This window comes from Desulfomicrobium aestuarii (assembly GCF_055385525.1).
On sequence record NZ_AP042427.1, the window covers coordinates 2,071,486 to 2,090,514 of the forward strand.

The 19,029-nt window shown below is 62.6% G+C and carries 21 protein-coding genes; 7 read left to right on the top strand and 14 right to left on the bottom strand.

The features are described from left to right. Positions 1-4: 4 nt before the first annotated feature. From ACZ5AC_RS09295 to ACZ5AC_RS09335, 9 genes are all read right to left on the bottom strand, one after another. Entirely contained in the window at positions 5-580 is a 576-nt protein-coding gene (locus ACZ5AC_RS09295; RefSeq protein ID WP_464247343.1) for an electron transport complex protein RnfA, read from the bottom strand. A gap of 14 nt (positions 581-594) precedes the next feature. Further along, positions 595-1,314 carry an electron transport complex subunit RsxE gene (gene rsxE / locus ACZ5AC_RS09300; protein ID WP_464247344.1) on the bottom strand — a complete coding sequence of 240 codons (720 nt, stop codon included), beginning with the start codon at positions 1,312-1,314 and terminating at the stop codon, positions 595-597. A gap of 31 nt (positions 1,315-1,345) precedes the next feature. Next, entirely contained in the window at positions 1,346-1,930 is a 585-nt protein-coding gene (gene rnfG, locus ACZ5AC_RS09305) for an RnfABCDGE type electron transport complex subunit G (RefSeq protein ID WP_464247345.1), read from the bottom strand. A 6-nt stretch (positions 1,931-1,936) separates the two neighbouring features. After that, on the bottom strand, positions 1,937-2,893 hold the full coding sequence (locus ACZ5AC_RS09310) for an RnfABCDGE type electron transport complex subunit D (protein ID WP_464247346.1): 957 nt from the start codon (positions 2,891-2,893) through the stop codon (positions 1,937-1,939). 50 nt (positions 2,894-2,943) lie between these two features. After that, positions 2,944-4,140 carry a 4Fe-4S dicluster domain-containing protein gene (locus ACZ5AC_RS09315; RefSeq protein ID WP_464247347.1) on the bottom strand — a complete coding sequence of 399 codons (1,197 nt, stop codon included), beginning with the start codon at positions 4,138-4,140 and terminating at the stop codon, positions 2,944-2,946. 7 nt (positions 4,141-4,147) lie between these two features. Further along, positions 4,148-4,960: a cytochrome c3 family protein gene (locus tag ACZ5AC_RS09320; protein WP_464250609.1), complete on the bottom strand. Its 813-nt coding sequence runs from the start codon at positions 4,958-4,960 to the stop codon at positions 4,148-4,150. A 301-nt stretch (positions 4,961-5,261) separates the two neighbouring features. Then, the gene (locus tag ACZ5AC_RS09325; RefSeq protein ID WP_464247348.1) at positions 5,262-5,639 is read right to left on the bottom strand and encodes a hypothetical protein; all 378 of its coding nucleotides are present in this window, start codon (positions 5,637-5,639) and stop codon (positions 5,262-5,264) included. A 64-nt stretch (positions 5,640-5,703) separates the two neighbouring features. Further along, positions 5,704-7,077: a DUF711 family protein gene (locus ACZ5AC_RS09330; RefSeq protein WP_464247349.1), complete on the bottom strand. Its 1,374-nt coding sequence runs from the start codon at positions 7,075-7,077 to the stop codon at positions 5,704-5,706. Between the two features lie 10 nt (positions 7,078-7,087). After that, positions 7,088-7,639, bottom strand: coding sequence for a glycine cleavage system transcriptional repressor (locus tag ACZ5AC_RS09335; RefSeq protein ID WP_464247350.1), 552 nt, complete (start codon positions 7,637-7,639; stop codon positions 7,088-7,090). 145 nt (positions 7,640-7,784) lie between these two features. Here ACZ5AC_RS09335 and purT point away from each other — a divergent pair, with 145 nt between their 5' ends. Further along, the gene (gene purT / locus ACZ5AC_RS09340) at positions 7,785-8,966 is read left to right on the top strand and encodes a formate-dependent phosphoribosylglycinamide formyltransferase (RefSeq protein WP_464247351.1); all 1,182 of its coding nucleotides are present in this window, start codon (positions 7,785-7,787) and stop codon (positions 8,964-8,966) included. Positions 8,967-9,140: 174 nt separating this feature from the next. Continuing rightward, positions 9,141-9,704 carry a DUF2059 domain-containing protein gene (locus ACZ5AC_RS09345; RefSeq protein WP_464247352.1) on the top strand — a complete coding sequence of 188 codons (564 nt, stop codon included), beginning with the start codon at positions 9,141-9,143 and terminating at the stop codon, positions 9,702-9,704. Positions 9,705-9,769: 65 nt separating this feature from the next. On the opposite strand, the gene hysD is transcribed toward ACZ5AC_RS09345, so the two are convergent. The 4 genes from hysD to ACZ5AC_RS09365 all read right to left on the bottom strand — a co-directional run bounded on the left by hysD (position 9,770) and on the right by ACZ5AC_RS09365 (position 13,814). Beyond that, positions 9,770-10,237 (bottom strand): NiFeSe hydrogenase maturation protease, encoded by a 468-nt coding sequence (hysD, locus tag ACZ5AC_RS09350; RefSeq protein WP_464247353.1) that lies wholly within the window; start codon positions 10,235-10,237, stop codon positions 9,770-9,772. A 110-nt stretch (positions 10,238-10,347) separates the two neighbouring features. Beyond that, positions 10,348-11,892, bottom strand: coding sequence for a NiFeSe hydrogenase large subunit HysA (gene hysA / locus ACZ5AC_RS09355; protein WP_464247354.1), 1,545 nt, complete (start codon positions 11,890-11,892; stop codon positions 10,348-10,350). A gap of 15 nt (positions 11,893-11,907) precedes the next feature. Beyond that, a complete protein-coding gene (hysB, locus tag ACZ5AC_RS09360) occupies positions 11,908-12,855 on the bottom strand; it encodes a NiFeSe hydrogenase small subunit (protein ID WP_464247355.1) in 948 nt (315 codons plus the stop codon). Between the two features lie 377 nt (positions 12,856-13,232). Beyond that, entirely contained in the window at positions 13,233-13,814 is a 582-nt protein-coding gene (locus ACZ5AC_RS09365; RefSeq protein WP_464247356.1) for a hypothetical protein, read from the bottom strand. 370 nt (positions 13,815-14,184) lie between these two features. Here ACZ5AC_RS09365 and ACZ5AC_RS09370 point away from each other — a divergent pair, with 370 nt between their 5' ends. From ACZ5AC_RS09370 to ACZ5AC_RS09380, 3 genes are all read left to right on the top strand, one after another. Beyond that, complete coding sequence (locus tag ACZ5AC_RS09370; protein WP_464247357.1) at positions 14,185-15,168, top strand: ABC transporter substrate-binding protein; 984 nt, start codon at positions 14,185-14,187, stop codon at positions 15,166-15,168. A gap of 64 nt (positions 15,169-15,232) precedes the next feature. Further along, a complete protein-coding gene (locus ACZ5AC_RS09375) occupies positions 15,233-15,817 on the top strand; it encodes an NF038143 family protein (protein ID WP_464247358.1) in 585 nt (194 codons plus the stop codon). Positions 15,818-15,956: 139 nt separating this feature from the next. Next, positions 15,957-16,823 (top strand): DMT family transporter, encoded by an 867-nt coding sequence (locus tag ACZ5AC_RS09380; protein WP_464247359.1) that lies wholly within the window; start codon positions 15,957-15,959, stop codon positions 16,821-16,823. Positions 16,824-16,860: 37 nt separating this feature from the next. Here ACZ5AC_RS09380 and ACZ5AC_RS09385 read toward each other — a convergent pair whose 3' ends face one another. Beyond that, a complete protein-coding gene (locus tag ACZ5AC_RS09385) occupies positions 16,861-17,160 on the bottom strand; it encodes a hypothetical protein (RefSeq protein ID WP_464247360.1) in 300 nt (99 codons plus the stop codon). Positions 17,161-17,287: 127 nt separating this feature from the next. Here ACZ5AC_RS09385 and ACZ5AC_RS09390 point away from each other — a divergent pair, with 127 nt between their 5' ends. Beyond that, positions 17,288-17,986, top strand: a complete 699-nt coding sequence (locus ACZ5AC_RS09390; RefSeq protein WP_464247361.1) for a FadR/GntR family transcriptional regulator — start codon at positions 17,288-17,290, stop codon at positions 17,984-17,986. A 4-nt stretch (positions 17,987-17,990) separates the two neighbouring features. Further along, a complete protein-coding gene (locus ACZ5AC_RS09395) occupies positions 17,991-19,013 on the top strand; it encodes an alpha-hydroxy-acid oxidizing protein (RefSeq protein ID WP_464247362.1) in 1,023 nt (340 codons plus the stop codon). Positions 19,014-19,029 lie beyond the last annotated feature (16 nt).

Genomic DNA, 19,029 nt, shown 5'->3' on the forward strand with positions numbered 1-19,029 from the left:
GCTGTTAGGCAATCATGCCTTTGAATGCCATGAACGCCAAAGACATAAGCCCGGCCATGACCAATCCGATCGGAACGCCGCGCATGGAACGCGGGATTCGTGTGACCTCGAAGCGTTCCCGGATTCCGGCCATGAGGATGAGGGCCAGAAGAAAACCGGCTGCAGCGGCCACCGAGTACAGGAGAGACGTCACAAGGTCGTACTCCTTGCGCTGAACAAGAATGGCCACGCCGAGCACCGCGCAGTTCGTGGTGATGAGCGGCAGGAATATGCCCAGGGACTTGTAGAGCGGCGGAACCATTTTCTTCAGGAACATTTCAACGAACTGAACCAGGGCCGCGATGACCAGAATGAAGACGATGGTCTGCAGGTACCCGAGATGAAAGGGTATCAACACATGGGCCTGAATGAGATAGGTGAACAGGGTCGCCATGATGGTCACGAAAATGACCGCAGCGCCCATGCCGAAGGCCACGCCCTTCTCCTTCGAGCACCCGAGGTACGGACAGTTGCCGAGATACTGGGCCAGAACGATGTTGTTGACGAAAATGGCCGAGATGAAAAGCAGAAAGGTTTCCATGCAGTATCTCTCCCTTAGCCTTTAGCGGTTTCGAGCCGTTCCAGCTTCTTCTGGGCGGCAAGCTTGTCCATGGCCTTGCAGGCTCCGCAACCGGAACACCCGGCGTCGAAGTTCGGATCGAGTTCCACGCCCTTGCGCTTGGCCTGCCAGATATTCAGGTAGTTCATGCCCGCCAGGATCAAACCCAGGCACACGAATGCCCCGGGAGCCTGGACCATAAACGTGAAAGGCTCGTAACCCGAACCGAAGAGGGAAACTCCGAACAGCGTACCGGCGCCGAAGCTTTCGCGAATTGCGCCCAGGAAGGTCAGCGAAAAGGTAAAGCCTATGCCCATTCCAAGGCCGTCAGCCAGAGAGGCCATGGGGCCGTTCTTGGCGGCGAAGGCTTCGGCGCGGCCGAGGATGATGCAGTTGACGACGATCAGCGGGACGAAGATGCCCAGCTGCTCATACAGCGGATACGCGAAGGCCTGCATGAGCATCTCCACGGCCACGACAAGGGAGGCGGCGATGGCGATGAAGCAGGCGATGCGGACTTTCTTCGGGATGATGTTTCGCACCAGGGAAATGATCACGTTGGAGAGCGCGAGCACGAAGATGACAGCCGCGCCCATGCCGAGACCGTTATTCGCGGTGTTCGTGACCGCCAGGGTAGGACAAAGACCAAGCACCAGGCGGAACGGCGGAAGCTCCTTCCAGAGTCCCTTGGTGAATTCTTGCATCAAACTGGCCATGTGAAATGCTCCTTGCGAAAGAGTGACCGTCTTACTGCCACGTGGTTTTGATCGTGTCCTTGAGGGCCGTGTACCAACCGGCGGCCTGCTTGACCGCGTCGGCGGAGCCGATGGACGAGAGGGTCGCACCCGAAATCGCGTCGATGTCGCCGCCGTCCTTCTTCAGAACGGCCTTGGCCGGATCCTTGCCCTTGAACTGCTTCGTGAAGGCAGGATCCTGGATGCGCGATCCCAGACCCGGGGTCTCCTTGTGCGTGGTCACGCTGATGCCGAGCAGATTGTCCTTGTCGACATTGAAGCCCACCAGCACGTTCACGTCGCCGCCGTAGCCCTTGCCGGAGGCTTCCATGGCCACGGCCTGCAGCTTGCCGTCCTTGATGGCCGGAAAGACGATGATCGTTTCGCCCTCGCTGCCGGGCTTCGGGAGCGTCTTGCGGTCCGCGATGGGATCGTTGGTGCTGTCCAGGAAGAGCTGCTTCAGGGCCGGACCCTGAACGTTCATGAGCACCTGCTCCTCGATGATGGGGTTGGTCCAGACCTTGAGCCCGGACAAGACAAAACCCGAAAGGCCGGTGATGGCGGAAAGCACAACCACCATGCGTATAATTTCCATCATACCGTGCTACCTCCCGCCGAAGGGCTTGGGTTGGATGAGGTCGAAGAGCGGCGTGCAGAGGTTGGCCAGCAGCACAGCGAAGCACGCGCCGTCAGGGTAGATGCCGTAGGTGCGGATAATGATGACCATGGCACCGCCGAAGAACCCGAAAAGCAGCATGGGCAGACGCCACGCAGGGGAGGAAGAGGGATAGGGCATGAGGAAGAAGGCCGCCAAGAGCGTACTGCCCGACAGGAGATGAAAGACCGGTGACGCGTAGGCCTGCGGGTCGATCAGATTGTAGACGAGCCCGGTGACCAGCACGCCGGCCAGGAAAGACACGGGGATGAACCACCGCACGATCCCCCTGGCCATGAGGTAGAGGCCCGCCACGAGGACCAGCCCTGCCTGGGAAGCGCCGAGGTCGCCGAGGTACTCTCCGAGGAGCAGGCTGACCGGGGTCACGTCCGCGATGGCGTCGAGGCCGAAGTACTTGAGCTCGCTCAGGGGCTCGATGAGGTCCCAGTTGAGCAGCATGCCGTTCAGGTCCATGAAGTCCGGCCAGGAGATGGCCAGAATGCCCCAGCCCACCGCCGGTGCGCAAAGGGGACTGCCGCCGTACCCGCCGAAGACCATGCGGCCCAGTATGACCATGGCGGCGCTGCCTACGACCACCATCCAGGCGGGCGCCGTGGCGGGCAGCAGAAAGGCGAAGAGGAGGCCGTCCACCAGGGCGCTGAAATCATCGGCGGAAGGCTCCTGTCCCATGAGTTTCTGGACGAGTGCTTCCGTAATCACGGCCGTCAGCGCCGCCCAGGCCATGACGGATACGGCCGCGAAGCCGTATTTGTACCCGGCCATGACCGCCACCGGCAGCAGGGCCAGCAGCGTCTGGATCATGTTCGACTGAAGGGTTTTCCCGCAGTGCCAAAGCGGAGCCGAGGTCACGGTAAAGATGTTCTTGGTAATATCCTGGCTTGCCATGTGCTTTTATCCTTCCTTGTTCATGACTGGTCGAAACGATGCGGGAGGCATCAGTCCTGCAATCTGCATGTGGACACCATGTCGTCCTGGGCGGCCAGTTGCCCCTTGGCCAGCAGCAGGTACTGCATGACCGGACGCTGGGCAGGGCAGACGAAGGTGCACATGCCGCATTCCAGGCAGGCGCCCACATGTTGGGACCGCGCGTTCTCGAACATGTTGAACTCCGCGTAGCGGGAGAGCATGCCCGGCTGGATCCGGGCCGGGCAGACCAGGACGCATTCGCCGCAGTTGATGCAAGGGTTGGGCTGAACCGCCGGGTAGAGGTCCACCGGCACGAGGGTGATGGCGGTGCATTCCTCGGGAACCCCGACGCCCAGGTCGAAGATGGTCTCACCGCGCATGGGGCCGCCGAGCGCGATCTTCCATTCCGTACCATACGACAGGCCGACAGCGTCGAGAACCTCCTGGACCCGCATGCCGGTGGGCACGCGGAAGACCTTGTCGCCGACGGTGACGACTGCTTCCGTCAGAGGGAGTTTGGTTTCGGCCACGCGCCCGAAGCGGTACAGGTCGGAAATGGAGATGATGTCGACATTGTCGGGCCGCTCCGCTCCGGTGGCCGCCAGCATGACCAGCGGGTCGATGGTCGCCGGGTAGGCGTCGCTGGCGGTGACCGTCGTGCAGCCGTGCAGGGACAGCTGCTTGCCGGCGGCGACCACGAGCTTCACCGTCCCGGGCTTGATGGCCCTTTCCAGCAGCTGCAGTCCGGCCTTGAGCGTGTCCTGGGCGTCCTTGATGAGCTGCTCGCTGACAAGCACGCCCGGCTCTGGGTTGAGGCCGTTGATGATCAGAGTGCGGGCCGCGTGCAGGCGATCCGTGCGGACGCCGAGTTCCATGAGCTTGCGGCAGAGGTCCTCGCCGGCGAGGGAATCGAGCTCGGCGCAGGGCTCGGGCCGGGCCGGAACCGGCGCCTCCTCCCCTTCCTTGGAGGCGGGGATGGGCCCGATGAGAATGGCGTCGGGCAGGATGTCCTCGACCATGCCGTCGATGCTGGCGTGCTCGAAGCCGACCCCGTAGGCGCTCTTGGTCGGGTTTTCGGCGATGACCTGGCCGCGCCCGACAATCTGCTTCTTCTTGACCACGGGCTTGAGCTTGCCCGGGATGGGGATGCGGACCGAGGTCGGCGTCGGGACGCCCTGGAGACTGTCCTTGATTTCCACCGAGGTGTTCAGGCGTGGTTTCGTCATGTTGGTCTTACCTCGTGTGACAGCGTTTGCAGGATTTTTCGCCGAAGGGTCCTTTCCCGGCCTCTTCGTGACATGCCATGCACTGATCGTGGAACGCATCCATGCGTGGCGGCAACGGGATGGCTTCCGACTCGTAATGACAGGAGTTGCACGAAGGCTGCGGGGTGCCGGTCTTGCCGGGTAGCAGTTCGTGGCACTCGCTGCATCCTTCCAGCTTCTTTTCGTACATGTCGGCGTGACAGCTTTCGCACTTGGTGTGCACGGCGTCGCGCAGGGCGAGGGTGTTGCCGTCGGCCTTGTCGCCGTGACACTGGTTGCATGCGCCGGGTTCGGCCTCGATGCTCGTGTCGTGGTGGCAATCGGTGCATGCGGTCGTGTACTGGTTCACGTGATCGTCGTGGCTCCACTGCAGCTTGCCCATCTCGGCATGGTGGCAGCGGGTACAGGTCTCGGCCGGCAGCTGCGTCTGGTGGTCCGAGGTGAACTTGGCGTCGAACTCGGCCGCATGGCAGGAACCGCAGGGCAGCGGCGTCAGGCTCGGAGTCTCGCTCTCATGATGGCATTTCGCGCAGTTTGCACCACTGCCCTCTACGTATTTCACGTGACGTGAGTGAGTGAAAACTACATCGCCGCCCTTATTGTCCAACCGAAGACGAACAGGCAGCTCTTCCGAAGGGGCTGGCGCGAACTGGCCACCCAGGGCCAGGATTGCCAACATACCACAGACAATGGTGATGGGTACGTAACGTTTTTTCAAGGCAGTGTCCTTGTGCTCCGGTTTGACGCAACTAAAGACCGGATGCTTCCCACAAGCATCCATCTCAGGCAAAATAAAAACAGCTGGACGATTATTACCTATTGAAAAATAGGCCTGTGTGTTGCCCTATTCAATTATCGATTTTTTGTAAACATAAATCTCGAAACATTCTATAACTCAACCGTTTTAATCAGATTTTATCGGCCGCAGGCGTCATACGCGAATACCGCTCCCGGCTGTCGGGTTTGCCGTCCGGCCCGTCGGGGCGCCATCTCGCCGTTCCCGCAACACCTTGGACCCACGACGAAAAAAGGGTCCGGAAGACTGCACCCCCGGACCCTATCTCGCGCCACGTCCTCGACGGTCATTTTGTCCCGTTGAGGTCCTCGCCGATCTCCTGCAGCAGAGTGCGGATGACGGCGAGCCTTTCCCGCTGCCTGCCGTCAAGACGGCGGTCGAGATCTTCGGCCGCGTGGGCCATGGCCTTGACCTGGTTTTCCATGGCCATGGCCGACGTACGACGCGGCAGAGTCGCCAGTTCGGTGACCTTGCCGTCCAGGACGGCATGGCGCGCATCCAGTTCCAGCACCGCGCTGTTGAGCCGTTTCAGGTCCTCGATCTCGCGTCCGAGGCCCTCCACGTTGCGGTGCAGGGCGTAGAAAAAGACGAAGAGGAGCAGAATGGTCCCGACGGCCAGGCCGACGGCCACGCGGTCCTTCCCGAATGCTTCCCTGGTTTTCATGACTCCCTCCCGATACTGTCTCGTCTGCCGCACCCGCTAGCGCAAAAGCGCCCCCGGCTCAACCTCAGTTGATGAGGGCCTGCAGCGGCGCGGGAATGGACCCGCCGCGGCCGACGAACCCGCCCGAGACGGCGTTGCTGCGCACGGGCATGATCTCGGCCTCGCCCAGCAGGCCGCCGAAATGCACCTTGTCGCCGGCCTTCTTCCCGGGCACGGGGATGAGCCGGGCTGCCGTGGTCTTCTTGTTGATCATGCCGATGGCCATCTCGTCGGCGATGATGGCCGAAATGGTCTCGGCCGTGGTGTCGCCGGGCAGGGCGACCATGTCCAGGCCCACGGAGCAGACCGCGGTCATGGCCTCCAGCTTCTCCAGGCAGAGCTGTCCGCCGGCTGCCGCGGCAGCGATGTTCAGGTCCTCGCTGACGGGGATGAACGCGCCGCTCAGGCCGCCCACGCGGGAACTGGCGAAGGCGCCGCCCTTCTTGACCGCGTCGTTGAGCATGGCCAGGGCCGCCGTGGAGCCGGGCACGCCGATGGCGCCCAGCCCCAGGGACTGGAAGATCTCGCCGACGCTGTCGCCGACGTTGGGCGTCGGGGCCAGGGACAGGTCCACGATGCCGAACTCCACGGCCAGGATGCGGGCCACCTCGCGGCCGATGATCTCGCCCACCCGCGTGACCTTGTAGGCCGTGCGCTTGATGACGTCGGCCAGTTCGCCGAGGTGGGCGCCGGGGTTGTCCTGCAGGGCGCGGTCGATGGCCTTCCTGACCACGCCGGGGCCGCTGACGCCGACGTTGATGACCGAACCGGCCTCGCCCACGCCCAGGTAGGCGCCGGCCATGAAGGGCACGTCCTCGGGGATGTTGGCGAAGACCACGAGCTTTGCGCAGCCCAGGCCGTCGCGGTCCTTGGTGCGCTCGGCCGTAGCCTTGATGGTGCGGCCCATGAGCCCCACAGCGTCCATGTTGATGCCGGCGCGGGTCGAGGCCACGTTGATGGAGGAACACATGCGCTCCGTCACGTCCAGGGCCTCGGGGATGGCCTCGATGAGGGCCAGGTCGCCCTTGGCCATGCCCTTCTCGACCAGGGCGCCGAAGCCGCCGATGAAGTCGACCTTCACGTCCCGGGCGGCCTGGTCCAATGTCTTGGCCACCTCGACCATGCCGCGGCTGTCGAAGGGCGCGGCGGCCACGGCGATGGGGCTGACGGAGATGCGCTTGTTGACCACGGGGATGCCGTAGCGGTCGCCGACTTCGTCGCAGACGGCGACAAGATCCTTGGCCAGGGTGGTGATGCGTTTGTATATGGCGTCTGTGAAACGCGGCAGATCGTGGGACGCGCATTCCAGCAGGCTGATGCCAAGCGTCACGGTGCGCACGTCCAGATTCTCGTTCTTGATCATGGACAGGGTGGAGAGGACCTCGCGGTCGTTAAGCATGTCCGGCCTCCTAGACTCGGTGAATCGTTTCGAAAATTTCGCGGTGCTGGACCGACACGTCCAGACCGAAACCGGCGCAGACCTGCTGCATGACCTGGCGCAGTTGCCGGTGCTCGACGCCCCCGGGCATGTCGACCTCGAAGATCATGATCATCTCGTCCACGCCGTCCTCCTGGGTGATGATGGCCCGGAAGTTGACCACGTTGCAGGCCAGGGAGGCGATGGCCGTGGTCACGGCCGAGATGGTGCCTGGCTTGTCCACGCCGCGGGTGGTGATGACGAAGGGCTGGCTCTGGGCCGGGACAGGCGCGGCGGCCTGGGTCATGGGGCGCAGATGGGCGCTCAGCCCCATGTCGCCCAGGGCCTCGTTCAGGGCCGCGCCGATCTTGTCCAGGGGATGCCCTTCGGGGTTGAGCACGATGAATATGGATGCGAACTCCGTCTGCAGGATGGTCTGGCTGACGTCCTCGATGTTGCAGCCGTGCGCAAACAGAATGGTCGATATTTTTGCCAGGATGCCCGGCTTGTCCTTGCCGATGACCGACAATACGAATTTGTTCATGGAACCTCCGATCCTCAGGAAAGTTCCGATCTATGGCCCGCGGCGCGGGCATGCGTCAAGCCTTATCCCCGCCCCGCTCTGGCCAACCGCGGCGACTTGGGCTAGGGCACTGCCACCGAACACAACAATCTTCTGCGAGGTACACATGGCGCACATAGGAACCCCCCTCTCCCTCACGGCCACCAAGGTGCTCCTGCTCGGCTCCGGCGAACTGGGCAAGGAAGTGGTCATCGAACTGCAGCGCCTCGGCGTCGAGGTCATCGCCGTGGACAGGTACGAAAACGCCCCGGCCATGCAGGTCGCCCATCGCTCCCACACGGTGTCCATGCTCGACGGCCAGGCCCTGCGCCGCATCATCGAAAGCGAACGGCCGGACTACATCGTCCCCGAGATCGAGGCCATCGCCACGGACACCCTGCTGGAACTGGAGGCCGAAGGGTTCACGGTCATCCCAACGGCCCGCGCCGCCAAGCTGACCATGAACCGCGAGGGCATCCGACGCCTGGCGGCCGAGGAACTGGGTCTGGCCACCTCGCCCTACCGCTTCGCCGAAACCTACGAGGAATACCTGGCGGCCGTGGAGGCCGTAGGCACGCCGTGCGTGGTCAAGCCCATCATGAGCTCCTCGGGCAAGGGGCAGTCCGTGGTCAAGACTCCGGCCGACGCCGAGAAGTCGTGGAAATACGCCCAGGAAGGCGGCCGCACGGGCAAGGGCAAGGTCATCGTCGAGGGCTTCGTGGACTTCGACTACGAGATCACCCTGCTGACCGTACGCCACGTCGGCGGCACAACCTTCTGCGAGCCCATCGGGCACTACCAGAAGGACGGAGACTACCAGCAGTCCTGGCAGCCCCAGCCCATGAGCCCCGCCGCCCTGGCCGAGGCCCGGCGCATGGCCGAGGCCGTGACGGGCGCCCTGGGCGGCCGCGGCATCTTCGGCGTGGAGCTGTTCATCAAGGGGGACACGGTCTATTTCAGCGAGGTCTCCCCGCGCCCCCACGACACGGGCCTGGTGACCCTCATCTCCCAGGACCTCTCGGAGTTCGCCCTGCACGCCCGGGCCATCCTCGGCCTGCCCGTGCCCGTCATCCGCCAGCACGGCCCCTCGGCCTCCAGCGTCATTTTGGTCGAGGGAACATCGAGCCAGGTCCGCTTCGGCAACCTCGAAGCCGCCCTGACCGAACCGGACACGGACCTGCGCCTCTTCGGCAAGCCCGAGGTCAGCGGCAAACGCCGCATGGGCGTGGTCGTGGCCAGGGCCGAGAGCATCGACAGGGCCGTGGACAAGGCGAAGAAGGCGGCCTCTCTCGTGACTGTCGAACTCTGAGACGCTTCGCGCGGTGGCGGGCTCGGGCCCGTCGCCGCGCCCCTTGTCAACCGCGTCCGCTTGGACTAGAAACCTGCCGTCCAGGCGATATCCGCCTGCCCTCCGGCATGCGTGCGTCACATATCCACCCTGCCCGAACAACCGATCCCCCCGCCTTTCTCTTAAGGAGACAACATGTTGAAAAAATTTGCCTTTGTTTTGTGTTTCATGCTTGCCTGCTCCACCGCCGTCGCCGGGGAAAAGGAGCACCGGGCCCTGGCCGAGGAACTGATCAAGATCACCGAAGGCGATATGGTCATGGAAAAGATGAAAGCCCAGGTGACCATGATCTTCCAGCAGATCACGTCGCAGATGAACATTCAGGAAGCCGACAAGCCGAAACTCGAGAAGTACTCCAAGCGCTTCGACGCCATCCTCAAGGAGGACATGGCCTGGGATAAGGTCAAGACGCAGTACCTGGACCTGTACACGTCCGTCTTCACCGAAGAGGAGACCAAGGGCCTGGTGGATTTCTACAAGTCCGACCTCGGCAAGAAGGTCACGGAGAAGATGCCCGAACTCATGCAGCAGAGTATGACCGTGGCCCGCACCTACATGCAGGGCGTGGTGCCCAAGCTCGAAACCCTGACCGAGGAAATGCGCAAGGAATTCGAACCCCAGGGCGCCCAGGCTCCTGCTCAGGAAGCCCCTGCCGCCAAGTCTGCGCCGGCCGAATCGAAGGAAGGCAAGAAAGAATAAGTCCGGACGTGTGAAAAGAAGAAAGGCTCCATCGGCTTCTGCCGGCGGAGCCTTTTATATTGATGTCAGGCCAGCAGGGCGCGGATTTCCCGCCGGGCGGCCTCCAGATACTTCGGGTACTTCGCCTTGACGGGCTCGGACAGCTCCATGGACCAGTCGCTGATGGTCAGGGGTTCGATGCCGATGACCAACAGCTGCGGCTTGTTGCCGAGCAGCTCCGCCATCCTGAGGGAATCGAGAAGGTCGATGTCGTGCAGGGAGAGGCGCTGTTCGTAGTTCTCCCGCAGGTTGGCCTCGGTGAAGCGGTAGATGGTGCCGGGTTCTCCACCGCCCTTGACGCAGTCGAGCACGAGCACTCGCTCATACTCCTGAAAAACATAAAAAATGTCCTGGGTAAAGGTCGCCCCATCCAGGAAATCGACCTGATCCGGGTTCCATTCATCCTCCTGCGACAGATCCTGAACCGCATGCACGCCCGCCCCCTCGTCGGTCAGCAGCAGATTCCCCACTCCAAGCACCAGTAGTCGTTTCATGCCATACTCCCCGGATCCTGCGCCCTGGCCGCCAGAGACGCGTCAGTGGTTGCGCTTGATTCAAAAAAAAGGGCCGGTCACCCGGCCCTTTCTGGTTCATAAGAAGCTCGTTAGTCAATGTTGATAACGTGTTCTTCACCGGTCTCAGCGTGCAGCACGTGCACGGCACAGCCCAGTCACGGGTCAAAGGCGCGAACGAGGCGCCCGACGTTGACAGGGTTCTTGATGTCCGGAACCGGGACGCCGATGAGGGCTTCCTCGACGGGGCCGCGCTGACCCATGTCGTCGCGCGGGTTGCAGTTCCAGAGGGTGGCGGACACGATCTGGTAGTTGTCGATCTTCTTGTCCTTGATCTTCAGGTAGTGCAGCAGCGAACCGCGAGGAGCCTCGGTGAAGCCGGTGCCTTCGCCTGCGTCCGGAATCTCGGGCTTGGCGTAGGTTTCTTCGCCGGCCTTGATGTCCTTGAGCCATTTCTCAACGGCAACGGCAACCAGCCAGGTCTCCTCGGCGCGGGCCACGTGGCGGCCCATGATGGAGAAGGCCTTGTCGCCCAGGTCGCGGAATTTCTTGGCCTCGATGCCGTAGAGGTCCTTGAGGAGCTTCTGGCCGATGGGGCTGAGCTCGGGGTTTTCCACCCACATGCGCGCCAGGGGGCCCACTTCGCAGGGCTTGTCCTTGTAGCGGGGGGCCTTGACGAAGCTGTAGGCGCCCTTCTTGTCCGGGTTGGGGACGGTCTCGCCGACGCTGTAGTGCAGGCCGCCGGGAGCGGAATAGTCGAAGAAGGAATGACCGACGTATTCCTTGATCAGTTTGGGATCGAACTCCTCGTCCTTGCCGTCGATGAAGACGCCGGGCTTGAGCATGAAGGTCTTGTGCTCGTCGTCCTGCGGGAAGACGCCGAAGGCGATGACGTTCTTGTAGCCGACGCCGGTCGCGAAGAGGTCGGTGTACACGGAGCCCAGGGTGTAGACCAGGGGCAGGTACTCCTCGACCACGAACTTCTGCACTTCCTTGAAGCGGGCGGCGTACTCGGCCAGCTTCTCGACAGTGGGAATCTCGGTCGCGCCGCCGCCGACCATGCCCTGAACGTGTGGCATGCGGCCGCCGAACATGGCCACCATTTCGTGGCAGATGCGGCGGATTTCAAGAGCCTTCAGGTACTGGTTCAGGCCATAGGTGTTGGTGGCTTCGGCCTTGGCCGGGTCCGTGATGCGGTCCGTCAGCAGGTCCGCATTGGCATACCGGGGGACGAAGGGAGAAACATCCGGGCCCTTGACGTAGTCCAGGGCGGCCAGATGATAGAAGTGCAGAATGTGGGACTGCAGGTAGTTGGATCCGAAGATCAGATTGCGCGTGATGCGTCCGTTGACGGGCACCTTCACGCCGAAGGCCTCGTCCTGGGCCATGACCGAAGCGGTGCAGTGGGCCGTCGGGCAGACGCCGCAGATGCGCTGCACGATCTGGGAGGAGTCCCGGGGATCGCGCCCCTTGAGGATCTGCTCGAACCCGCGGAACATGCCGCCGAAGCATTTGGCGTCGACGACCTTGCCGTCCTTGACTTCGACCTCGATCTTGAGGTGACCCTCGACCCTGGTCAACGGGTCGATGGCAATCTTGATTTTCCCGTCAGCGGCGGGATTAGCTGCTTGTGACACGTGCGTCCTCCTTGATTATTCCGCTACATAGAAAGGAGACTTCCCATCCGGGAAATCCGGTTCCACACAGCCGATGCACACGGCATTCTCGACACACCAGTTGATGCCGTTGTTCCAGCGACGCTTGGCGCAGTCGGCATAGGTGGACGGGCCCTTGCAGCCGAGCTCGGCCTTGCAGCCGGGCTTGGTGAACGTCGGGGCGAAGTCCGAGGCATCGTACTTGTCGAGATACGGGCAGGTTTCATGGATGTTGTCGCCGAAGAACAGCATGGGGCGACCGTTGTCATCCAGCTCGGGCAGCGGATGTTCCTTCGGGTTGAGGACATGACTCCAGGCGGCGACCAGGGTGCCGACCATCCAGTCCGGATGGGGCGGGCATCCGGGCACGTTGACCAGCAGTTTGTCGATCTTTTCGGCGGCAAAGAAATCCTTCAGGCTCTTGGCTTCGGTGACATTGCCCGCAGCCGCGGGGATGCCGCCGTACGCGGAGCAGGTGCCGATGCCGACGGTGGCCAGGGACTTGGGCGCAAGGTCCCTGATCAGTTCGGCCATGGTCACTTCGTGGTGATGGCCCTTGGCGTCAAGGGTTTCACCGACGATGCAGTAACGGCCTTCCTTGGCAGTGGGGATGGCACCTTCGACCAGCAGGAAGAAGTTGCCCTTGAACTTTTCGGCGATGGCGTACATGTGCTCAAGGGCCATCTCGCCTTCGCTGGCCATGACGGTGGGATGGAACTCAAGGCTGATGACATCCAGCAGGATCTCCTTGATCCGGGGATGAACGGCGTTGAGCAGGGACACGGAACACCCGGTGCACCCCTGACCCTGTACCCAGATGACCGGGGCTTTCTTCGCCCCTTCGGTCATGGCATGCAGGATGCCCGGATGATAGATCTGGGAAATGCCCAGTCCGGCGACACCTGCGGAGCACAGTTTGACGAACTCACGTCTGCTTAAACTCATACCCTCCTCCTTCAAAAAGGTAATAGCGTGCAGAGACTTCGGCCTTTTTTTCACGAACACTTCAGTATCTTCTAAATATTCAATATGTCAACGCGCTTTGGATCGAAATTCACGATTGCTGCAATCCGCACACCACCAGAGGAAATATTGCGAAAAATAAGATAATATTATCTAAATTTGAACACGAATAATGCTACTTTATAGTTAAACATGCTACACATCGCAAAAACAAACTGGTCAATCAACCATGAAAAGCAGCACTCACGTCTCCACGCCGCCAGGCAAAAGGGGCAGGTGCCCATCCGCACTTGCGTGAGACTTGACGGGATTCCCGCGCAAAAACGCGGTTACGCGCGACCGGACGTGGGGCCGACTCGCTACTTTCTGCGGGGGAAGTGGGCTGTCGTCGAATTGTGCTGCCACAGGAACTGGTGAATATGGTAACCGTCGGAAAAGAACGTCACCGACCCGAGAATCGGCGACGGGGATTCGGACGTGTCGCCGTAGACATAAATGAAGCGGTTGAAACGGTAGAGCTTGCGGTGCAACCCCATCCCCTCGGCGTGCAGGACGAGGTGGCCGCTGCGGGCCCGGTCGTCCTCGATCCAGACCCGGCTGGAGTCGGGAAGGGTGTAGTCGCCGACGTAGTTCTCCTCCACGAACTCTTCCGTGGCCACGCCATGCATGAATCTGGCCTCGGCGCCGTGCTTGAGGGTGTCCTGTCCCGACTCGTTGGCCAGGACCGTCGCATCGGGCCGCTGCGCCACCTGCCCGATGGGCACCGCGGCCTGCTGCGCCGCCTCGGGACTGCTGGGCTCGGACGGAAGGGTTTCCGGCATGGCCGCCGGATCGGGTCTCCTGTCCGTGGCCCCGGGCGCGGCGGCCTTTGCGGCCGCAGGCTGCCGGACCTGCTTGGTCCGGGGAGCAGGCGGCCGGACCGGGGGGTTGGGCGCGTCCATGATCCGGGATTCAACGGGAGGCGCAGGTACATCCCGAGGCGCCGGGGACGGCTCCGAAACCGGTTTTACCGCCGGAGCCACGATATCGAGTTGGAGAGTTCTGCCCTCCTCGCGCACGGCCGTCCGGAGGTCCAGCCGCAGCAGGAGAACCGAGTGCAGGGCAATGGAAAGCAGCGCGCTCAGGACAAAAAACGAGACGCTCCAGCCAGATCGCCCGATCCCGCCCCCCCTCTCCCCCGTTTCAGAACCGCGGGGACAGGCATTCTTGCAGGCAAGAAGGGAAAGCGACAACTCGGGTGCGTTCATGTTGTTCTTTGGCCTGTACGGTGGTAACAAAAAAACCGATCACATCCACCACCAGGGGAAAGCAGTGCGGATTCTTCTCATATCGCTCATCGCGATCCTCTTCCACGCTTCCGCGGCCATTTCAAATACCACCATAAGCATCATCCACAGTTATCACAAGGAGTACGCGTGGGAACAAAGCCTCACGGAGGGACTCCTGCAATCCCTGCCCCGGGACGCGTCCGTCCGCCACTTCTACCTCGACACCAAGCGCACGCCCAAGGAAGAACACCCTGTGCGTGCGGACAATGTGTGGGAGGAAGTCCGCGGCACGGCGTGGAGCCTCGTCATCCTTTGTGACGACAACGCCGCTAAGTACCTAGGACCCCGCCTGAAAAACGGCCCCACGCCCGTCGTGTACCTCGGGATAAACCGCAACCCGCGCGATTACGGTCTCTTTCCCGCCCCGAACATGACGGGGGTCCTCGAACGCCCCCTGCTGAAGCGCTCCCTGCACTCCATGTGCAAACTCGTGAACACCGAGGACACCAAGGTCCTCATCCTCTTCGACTCCGATGCGACATCCGACGCGGTGGTTCACGAGGCCTTCGGAGGCAGATCGCAACTCGATCTCGGCAAGGTGCGGGTCGAACTGAAGCAGTTCTCCCTCGTCGACAAATGGCGGGAAGCCCTCCTGAACGCCAAGGCCGAAGGGTTCGACACGGTCTACATCGGACTTTACCACACCCTGCGCGACAGCGCCGGCAGGCATGTTCCCGAGGACGAGGTCCTGGCCTGGGCCAACGCCAACACCCCCGTTCCGATCTTCGCCTTCTGGGATTTCGCCGTGGGCAGGGGAAAAACCATCGGCGGGCATGTGTTGAGCGCATTCGACCAGGGCGTGGCCGCAGGGGAAATAGCCCGCCGGATACTTTCCGGAACCCCGCCGGGCGTCATTCCACCCCAAACCGCCCAGGCCGGAACATACACGTTCAGCGCATATGAGTTGGACCGTTTCGGGATCGTGTTGCCGGCCGGGATACGCGCACAGGCGGTCATTGTCCCGTGAGCGGGGCCGGCGATCCTCAAAACCGTCCTTGACCGGCCGGGACGCTCTCACTACTGAACGTTCCATGAGCACAGCAGACCAGAAAAAACAGATCATCCTGGAGTACGAGAAGCGGTTCGCCAACAATCTGGCCGCTCGCGTGCTCGACAAGCCCAAGCCGCCCTTGTGGATGATCTTCGTTCCGGTATTCTTCGTCTTCTTCGCGCAAAAAATGAAACAATATTCGAGCGGGTTGGGAGAATTCGTCCAGAACTACACCAAACCTCGCCGCCTCGCACTTGACGCGGTCATGGACGAACAGGAGACTGGCTCGCCCGTCGACACGGCCCGCCTGCTCGAAAGCGCGGGCGCGATCCCGGAGCAATCCCGATCCCTGTTCCAGGACTGGATGCTCGTCCTCACTGATCATTACCGCACGCTCCTCAAAGCCCATGGCGGCACGCCCGAAGCCCTGATCCGGTCGGGGTATCGCAGCAAGACGGACTACCTGCTGCAGTGCAACGTCCTCAACAAGGCCGAAAACGCCTTCGCCGAGTCCCTCATGTCCAGGATCGAAGGCGACGACCAAGACATCCGCAATGTCGTGGAGAAAATGAAGATCGCCGTCACCGACCTTCGCCGCCAGGAAGCCGACGCGATCTTCCGCTAGGCGGGAAAGCCATGCCGGTTGACCCCGCGCAAACCCTCCGGGAACCGAAGGCGGCACCCCGCTCCGGCATGACCGGGAACAGGCGGGTCTGGTGCAGCGCAGCGGTTCCTCAGCGCCTCGCCGGCCCGGAGACGACATCATGCTCTGGATACTGCTCTCCCTCGGGACCGCCCTCTTTTCCGCCTCCGAGGCAGCGCTGACCCGCCACGGGTTCGAGCACGCCTCGCCCTCCTCGGCCGTCGCCGCGCCGCTCATGACCAGCCTGCCTCTGTTCGCCCTGACGCTCCCCTTTCTGGACGCGCCGCGGCTCGAACCCGGCTTCTGGACCGTACTGGCGGCCCTCGTGCCGATCAACGCGCTGGGATTCTACCTGCAAAGCTGGTCCTTCAAGAGCTCGCCCCTGTCCCTGACCGTGCCATTCATGGCCTTCACGCCGGCATTCGTCCTCGCGACCGGCTTCGTCGCGTTGGGTGAAACCCCATCCATGCTTGGCTGCCTCGGCGTTCTGGTCACCGTGGCCGGGGGCTACCTCCTGTACGCGGAGAAGGACGCAGGGATCTGGGCCCCCTTCAAGGCCGTCCTTCAGGAACGCGGGTCCATGCTCATGCTGGCCGCGGCGCTGGTCTGGAGCGTGGCCTCGGTCATGGGCAAACAGCTCATCCTGCTCTCCAGCCCCCTGTACGCGGGATGCATCTTCAGCCTGGCCCACAACCTGGCGCTGCTCGTCTTCCTGGCGATCATCGGACAGCTCAGGCTACGGGAACTGTGGCCCAGGGCGGGACACGCCCTGAGCCTCGGCCTGTGCCTGTACCTGCACATCATCTGCCATTTCGCCGCCGTCTCCATGACCACGGTGGCGTACATGCTGTCCATCAAGCGCCTGAACGGGCTCTTCGCCCTCGGTTTCGAACGCTTCGTCTTTCACCAGCCCCTGCTGCGCCACCGCCTGCACGGCACGGCCTGGATGACCGCCGGGGCCGTGATCATCGCCCTGGCGGGAAGCTGATCCGCGCTGCCTCCGAGGAGGCCCGGCCCCGGCAGGCTCAGAGCATTTCCTCCATCTGCGCGAAGAAGTCGCCTCGTTCGAAAACCGAGCCGTATTCAGTTTCGAGCCTGTCCAGATTACCCAGAAACGCGTCCCAGCCCTCGATCTCACCGAGCTTTTTCCTGTCGGCGAAGATCTTGAAAGTCGTTCCCCGCGGACACTTGGTCATATTGATCTCGAAGCTGCGGCCGGACGCATAGACCGTCCAGTGCGCGGACCAGCTCGTGCGATCCCCTTCGGTTTTCTTGTACTTTTCGAAATAGGCCTCGAATACATCCATGATGCGCTTGTCGTCCATGCTGTCCTCCCCGCTGCCGGGTATTTCCGAATTGTCGCCCCGATGGGCATTCGTACCGAACTCCGCACCCCTTGCCTTTGACCACTCCCCGCAATATTGGTAGGACCAATTTCACGGGAGCACAACCTTGAGTACACCGCAACAGCAAAAAAGAATCTACGAAGAAATTACCCTGCGTCTGCAGGAGCTTGTCGAAGCGGACGACCTGAAACCAGGCGACCGCCTGCCGCCGGAACGCAGTCTGGCTGCGCTTTTCGGCGTCTCGCGCAACTCCATGCGCGAGGCCATCAAGAGTCTGGAGCAAGCGGGGCTGCTCGAAAGCAGGCCGGGAGCCGGGACGTTCATCTCGGCGGCCAGCCAGACGGAACTGGCCAGGCAACTCGGGGAGGCCTTCGCCCGGGAGCGGCACAGACTCGAGGACATTTTCGAGCTTCGCCTGCTGCTGGAGCCGCAAATCGCGCGCCTTGCGGCCCAGCGAGTATCGCCGGGCATCCTCGAACGGCTGGACGGCCTCATGCAGGCCTACGAGGACGCCATGATGCGCGGGGAGGCTGTCCTGGAGATAGATCAGAACCTCCACGACACCATCGCGGCCGCCACGGGCAACCACGCCATCGTCAGGCTCATGGAGCAGATGCACGACATGCTTTCCGAGAGCCGCGACGAAGCGTTGCAGTCGCCGGAGCGCAGCCGCAAGGCCCTTGAGGACCACAGGAAAATCCTGTCGGCGCTGCGCCTTCGCGATGCGGGCGGCGCCTGCGCCGCCATGACGGAACATCTCGAACACACCAAGGAAATCGTATTCACTTCAAAGAAAGGAGCATGAACTCATGAAGGAAATTCGCAAAACCGCCCGCGACCTGATGACGGGCTACTGCCGCGTCTGCCCTGTCTGCAACGGGAAGGCCTGCGCCGGAGAGGTGCCGGGCATGGGCGGCCTGGGCACGGGGTCGGCCTTCATGGCCAATGTGCAGGCCCTCGCGGACTGCACGTTCAACATGCGCCTCGTGCACGACATCACCGAGCCGGACACCAGCACGTCCCTGCTGGGCCTTGAGCTGTCCATGCCAGTGATGGCGGCGCCCATCGGCGGCGTGTCCTTCAACATGGGCGGGAAAAGGTCCGAAGAGGAGTACATCACCGCCATCATCGACGGCTGCAGGCAGGCCGGTATCGTCGGATGCACCGGCGATGGTGTCCCACCCTTCATCCATGAAGCCGGTTTCGCGGCCATCGCGGCCGCGGGCGGACACGGCATTCCCTTCATCAAGCCCTGGGAGGACGCGGAACTCTACGACAAACTCGCCAAGGCCAGGGACACGGGCGCGTCCGTCGTCGGCATGGACATCGACGCCGCCGGCCTCATCACCCTGCGCAAGATGGGACGGCCGGTTTCGCCCAAGCCGGTGGACACCCTGCGCGAGATCATCGCCAGGGCCGGACTCAAGTTCATCGTCAAGGGCGTTATGACTGTGGAGGATGCCCGCCTGGCCGCGGAGGCGGGAGCGGACGCCATCGTCGTCTCCAACCATGGCGGTCGCGTGCTCGACCACACGCCGGGAACGGCGAAGGTGCTGCCCGGCATCGCGAAGGAAATGAAGGGAAAGATCGCCATCATCGCGGACGGAGGAATCCGCAGCGGCGGGGACGTGCTGAAGATGCTGGCCCTCGGGGCCGACGCGGTCATGCTCGGCAGGCCCTTCAGCATCGCGGCCATGGGCGGCCTGACCGAGGGCGTTGCGGCCTACGCCCAGACTCTGCGCACGGAGCTCATGCAGGCCATGGTCATGACCGGCACCAGAGCCGTAAAGCAGTTGCCCGCAAACATCCTCTGGAACGGCCCGCGGGCGTAAGGCGCAAAAAAAGGGC

What these genes read in the sequence shown, in the direction of transcription:
- ACZ5AC_RS09330 (WP_464247349.1), bottom strand. Translation starts at nt 7,077, where the DNA reads ATGCTTAACGACCGCGAGGTCCTCTCCACCCTGTCCATGATCAAGAAC.
- ACZ5AC_RS09335 (WP_464247350.1), bottom strand. Translation starts at nt 7,639, where the DNA reads ATGAACAAATTCGTATTGTCGGTCATCGGCAAGGACAAGCCGGGCATC.
- ACZ5AC_RS09310 (WP_464247346.1), bottom strand. Translation starts at nt 2,893, where the DNA reads ATGGCAAGCCAGGATATTACCAAGAACATCTTTACCGTGACCTCGGCT.
- purT (WP_464247351.1), top strand. Translation starts at nt 7,785, where the DNA reads ATGGCGCACATAGGAACCCCCCTCTCCCTCACGGCCACCAAGGTGCTC.
- hysB (WP_464247355.1), bottom strand. Translation starts at nt 12,855, where the DNA reads ATGAGTTTAAGCAGACGTGAGTTCGTCAAACTGTGCTCCGCAGGTGTC.
- ACZ5AC_RS09345 (WP_464247352.1), top strand. Translation starts at nt 9,141, where the DNA reads ATGTTGAAAAAATTTGCCTTTGTTTTGTGTTTCATGCTTGCCTGCTCC.
- ACZ5AC_RS09385 (WP_464247360.1), bottom strand. Translation starts at nt 17,160, where the DNA reads ATGGACGACAAGCGCATCATGGATGTATTCGAGGCCTATTTCGAAAAG.
- ACZ5AC_RS09380 (WP_464247359.1), top strand. Translation starts at nt 15,957, where the DNA reads ATGCTCTGGATACTGCTCTCCCTCGGGACCGCCCTCTTTTCCGCCTCC.
- rsxE (WP_464247344.1), bottom strand. Translation starts at nt 1,314, where the DNA reads ATGGCCAGTTTGATGCAAGAATTCACCAAGGGACTCTGGAAGGAGCTT.
- ACZ5AC_RS09395 (WP_464247362.1), top strand. Translation starts at nt 17,991, where the DNA reads ATGAAGGAAATTCGCAAAACCGCCCGCGACCTGATGACGGGCTACTGC.
- rnfG (WP_464247345.1), bottom strand. Translation starts at nt 1,930, where the DNA reads ATGATGGAAATTATACGCATGGTGGTTGTGCTTTCCGCCATCACCGGC.
- ACZ5AC_RS09325 (WP_464247348.1), bottom strand. Translation starts at nt 5,639, where the DNA reads ATGAAAACCAGGGAAGCATTCGGGAAGGACCGCGTGGCCGTCGGCCTG.
- ACZ5AC_RS09375 (WP_464247358.1), top strand. Translation starts at nt 15,233, where the DNA reads ATGAGCACAGCAGACCAGAAAAAACAGATCATCCTGGAGTACGAGAAG.
- ACZ5AC_RS09315 (WP_464247347.1), bottom strand. Translation starts at nt 4,140, where the DNA reads ATGACGAAACCACGCCTGAACACCTCGGTGGAAATCAAGGACAGTCTC.
- ACZ5AC_RS09320 (WP_464250609.1), bottom strand. Translation starts at nt 4,960, where the DNA reads ATGGATGCTTGTGGGAAGCATCCGGTCTTTAGTTGCGTCAAACCGGAG.
- hysD (WP_464247353.1), bottom strand. Translation starts at nt 10,237, where the DNA reads ATGAAACGACTACTGGTGCTTGGAGTGGGGAATCTGCTGCTGACCGAC.
- ACZ5AC_RS09365 (WP_464247356.1), bottom strand. Translation starts at nt 13,814, where the DNA reads ATGGACGCGCCCAACCCCCCGGTCCGGCCGCCTGCTCCCCGGACCAAG.
- ACZ5AC_RS09295 (WP_464247343.1), bottom strand. Translation starts at nt 580, where the DNA reads ATGGAAACCTTTCTGCTTTTCATCTCGGCCATTTTCGTCAACAACATC.